Origin of the sequence: Mycobacterium sp. (assembly GCF_032162605.1) — a bacterium.
Taxonomy (GTDB): Bacteria; Actinomycetota; Actinomycetes; order Mycobacteriales; family Mycobacteriaceae; genus Mycobacterium.
In genome coordinates, this window is record NZ_JAVROT010000024.1 from 1 (window position 1) to 2,986 (window position 2,986).

The window sequence follows — 2,986 nt, forward strand, 5'->3', positions numbered from 1 at the left end:
GCGTAGCCGATCAAGGATCGCGCGTCGATCTGCTCGTGCTGCTCGCCGAGGTACGCCACCGGCAGCACGACGTGGCTGCAGCGTTCGACGCCGAAGCCGTCACGGCGGCGGCCGCACTCGAACCACGAGACTGGCCGCGGCTGGCCACCGCGCTGGCCGTGGAAGCCGACCTCGCCGTTTGCGCCGACCACCTCGAGGCAGTCCAAGCATGTGAAAGCTACGCCCTCGCACTCACCCACCTCGAACCCGTCAACTCGTGGCGGGCCTGGCACGCGGCAGCACTACACGCCGTCGCGACCTACCACCGCCGCGACCGGCACGAGGGCTTACGACAGCTCATCACGCTGGCTGGCCGGCTCCCTGCGCCAGCCGGCTCTCTGCGCAACGCCGTAGACGCCGGGATCGACGCCATGCGCGATACCCGCCCGCCGGCGCCGCCCGCCAGAAGGCCACCGCCGCCGCTGCCCGGCGGCATCCTGCAACCGTCCATGATCTGGCCCGCGGTCGACTACCTGACCTACCGGATCCGACTCCACCCCGCAGCCCAGGCACCCGATGCCGGCCGCACTGGCAAAGACCGACACCACGAGACGAAGACATCAGCGCCCTGATGTGGCCAGTCAGCCGGATGGGTGGTGCTGTGGTCCCGCACGTATGCCGCACCCCCAGTCAGCAGAGGCCTTTGGTAACGGCCCGGTGTCACCGGCAGCGGCATCGTCAGACGGGATGCTCGGCCCGATCCCCGATCAAGAGTGGCGCTCCAAGGAGGATAGGGGTGGTCACGGGTCACGCATTGCATTTGTAATGCCATGCGGCGCTGGCGGCGGCACCGCAGAAGTAGGGATTGCCGAGCGTTTGGCGGTCGCCGACCACCTTCAGCACGGCCGTGTCGGCGACCCGGAGGCGAAGTTCGTCCTTCACCTGCGGCCCGTTGGCCACCAGATCGGGATCGGTGCGGATCGTCCCGCCGGGATTCTGTCGATACAACACGCTGGTGACGGTGCCCACGAGGGTATCGCCGACGACGGTGAAACGGATGCTGGAATATCCGGTGCAGAGGTTGTCGCCGCACGGCCCGGCGTTCCACAGGTCCGTACCGCTTCTGTCTGCGTTGATCACCAACTTCTCACCGTGTACGTGCCATTCTCCGACGAACGGTGCGATGCCGCCGGAGGAGGACGCGGGCTGGCCGCGCGTGATCCGCCAGCCGAACTGGGTCAGCGACGGTCGCCAGATCGACAGGAAGTTGCGCGCGCTCACCTCCACCGCGCCCCAGATCGTGGCGATGCCCGACTCGAAGATCGTGACGAGCAGCGCTGGCAGACCCTTCAACTCGGCGCCGGTGATCGCCCTGGTGAGGACACCGGCGCAGGTGAACGCCGCCTTCGACACGTCGACGATCGACTGCGAGGACACCACCAGCCCATCGTTTGCCGCCTGAGCCGCCTTCGACAGACACTCCAGCCACGATCCCTTGTCGCTCAGTTTCTGTAACGCGTCGATAGCTGCGCCGGCCTGACCGCCGGTGCCCACCTCCGCCAGCCACCCGATGGTGAACGCGGTGACCTCCGCGAACCACAGGCCGGCGGACAGCTTCGCCGTCATCGTCAGGGACAGATCCTTCGGGTCGACCAGCCAGCTGCCCGAACCCTGCGGCAGGATCAGACCTTCGCCGAGTCGCCGGTCGGCCACCAGGACCTCGAACAGGGCCTGGGTGACCGTATCCGGTACGGATACCGTGCCAGCGCCCTGGTATGTGCCGCCGGACGAGGTCACCCGCCAGAACGTTCCCGCCACCGAGGTCACGTCCACGCGTACCTGGTCGCCGGCGCCGACCGATACGCAGGGCCAGAGCGTGTCGGTACCGGTCAGCCTGGTGACCGTCACGGTGGAGCCGTCCCCGAGCGTGGCCGGCTTGCCCACGCAGTCCGGCTTCCGACCCGCTACGCCTGTCACGTCCAGCACGCCAGTCATGAACTTCACCGCCGCCTGATACACGTCCACCAGCGTGATCGGGCTCAGCTCGGCCAGCTGGGCGGTAAACCTCCGCGACCCAGCGTCGTAGCCGCCTGATACGTACTTCAGCTCGCCAGCGTGCCTGGTCACAAGCACCGGCCACCGTGCGTCGGTACCGGCCGGGACAGTGATGGTCACGGTGACCGGTACGAGCGGCTGCCGGCCCGACAGGTCCACCTGGATCGGCGGGGTCTGGAATAGCAACCGCCTCGACGCGACCGGAATGGACCCGAGCGGGTCTTCCCCGCCGAGAGTGAGACCGGCATCGACGGGTGCGGCGACGGCGCCCTTCGGGACGTACAGGTCGACGACACCGGGGATGCCGAGATGCGTCCCGCTGTCCGGTCGTACTCCCGCCGAGACCCGACCCGCACGGTTGACCTGGTCCGGGTCCGATCTCGTCGTCAACTGGAGGACCGCGTATCCGCTCACCGCGAGGAGGACGACCGCGACAAGCCCGGCCAGTGGCACCTGCCAGCGCAGCCTTGCCCGTAGCGCGAACCTCCGCATGGCCCGACGGTAGCAGCCGGGATCCCGGGGACAGCCGAACGGACCGGTCCCACCAACGGGTCGCTCGACGGCATCGGCGTGGCGCCGAGTCCGCGATGAAACTCGGTGCCGCCGTGGACTTCGACCCGCGCCCGAATCATGATCTACACACGGGAGGGAAGAGCGCGTTGACGCGATATCGGCGTGGATACCCATACCGCACTCACACCGCGGCGGTGGTCTCACCCGTCGGATCAGTCCCGACAGAACTCACCGCCACGGCCACCTCCCGACGGCGTGGCCCTCCTGCCGGCATGGACGCGTCAACACACCGACGGGCTCGGCTACGGCCGGCGCGCGTGGGCGCTCGACAGCGCCCGCTCGCACGGAGTCGGGCTACTACGCGCGCAACGCGCCGCCGACGAGACCGCCTTCGAGGCGCCCAACCACGGCGACGGCCCGCCGTCGCGGCGGCAAGTCC

At 68.8% G+C, this 2,986-nt stretch carries 3 protein-coding genes; 2 read left to right on the forward strand and 1 reads right to left on the reverse strand.

Annotated elements, in window-relative coordinates; all coding sequences use genetic code 11:
- Positions 1 to 611: hypothetical protein (locus QOI01_RS01075; RefSeq protein ID WP_526377774.1), on the forward strand; the 611-nt coding region annotated here is incomplete at its 5' end.
- A gap of 175 nt (positions 612 to 786) precedes the next feature.
- Here QOI01_RS01075 and QOI01_RS01080 read toward each other — a convergent pair.
- Positions 787 to 2,526, reverse strand: a complete 1,740-nt coding sequence (locus QOI01_RS01080; protein WP_526377776.1) for a hypothetical protein — start codon at positions 2,524 to 2,526, stop codon at positions 787 to 789.
- Between the two features lie 183 nt (positions 2,527 to 2,709).
- Between QOI01_RS01080 and QOI01_RS01085 the strand changes: the two genes are divergently transcribed.
- On the forward strand, positions 2,710 to 2,986 hold a 277-nt coding region (locus QOI01_RS01085; RefSeq protein WP_526377778.1), incomplete at its 3' end, for a hypothetical protein.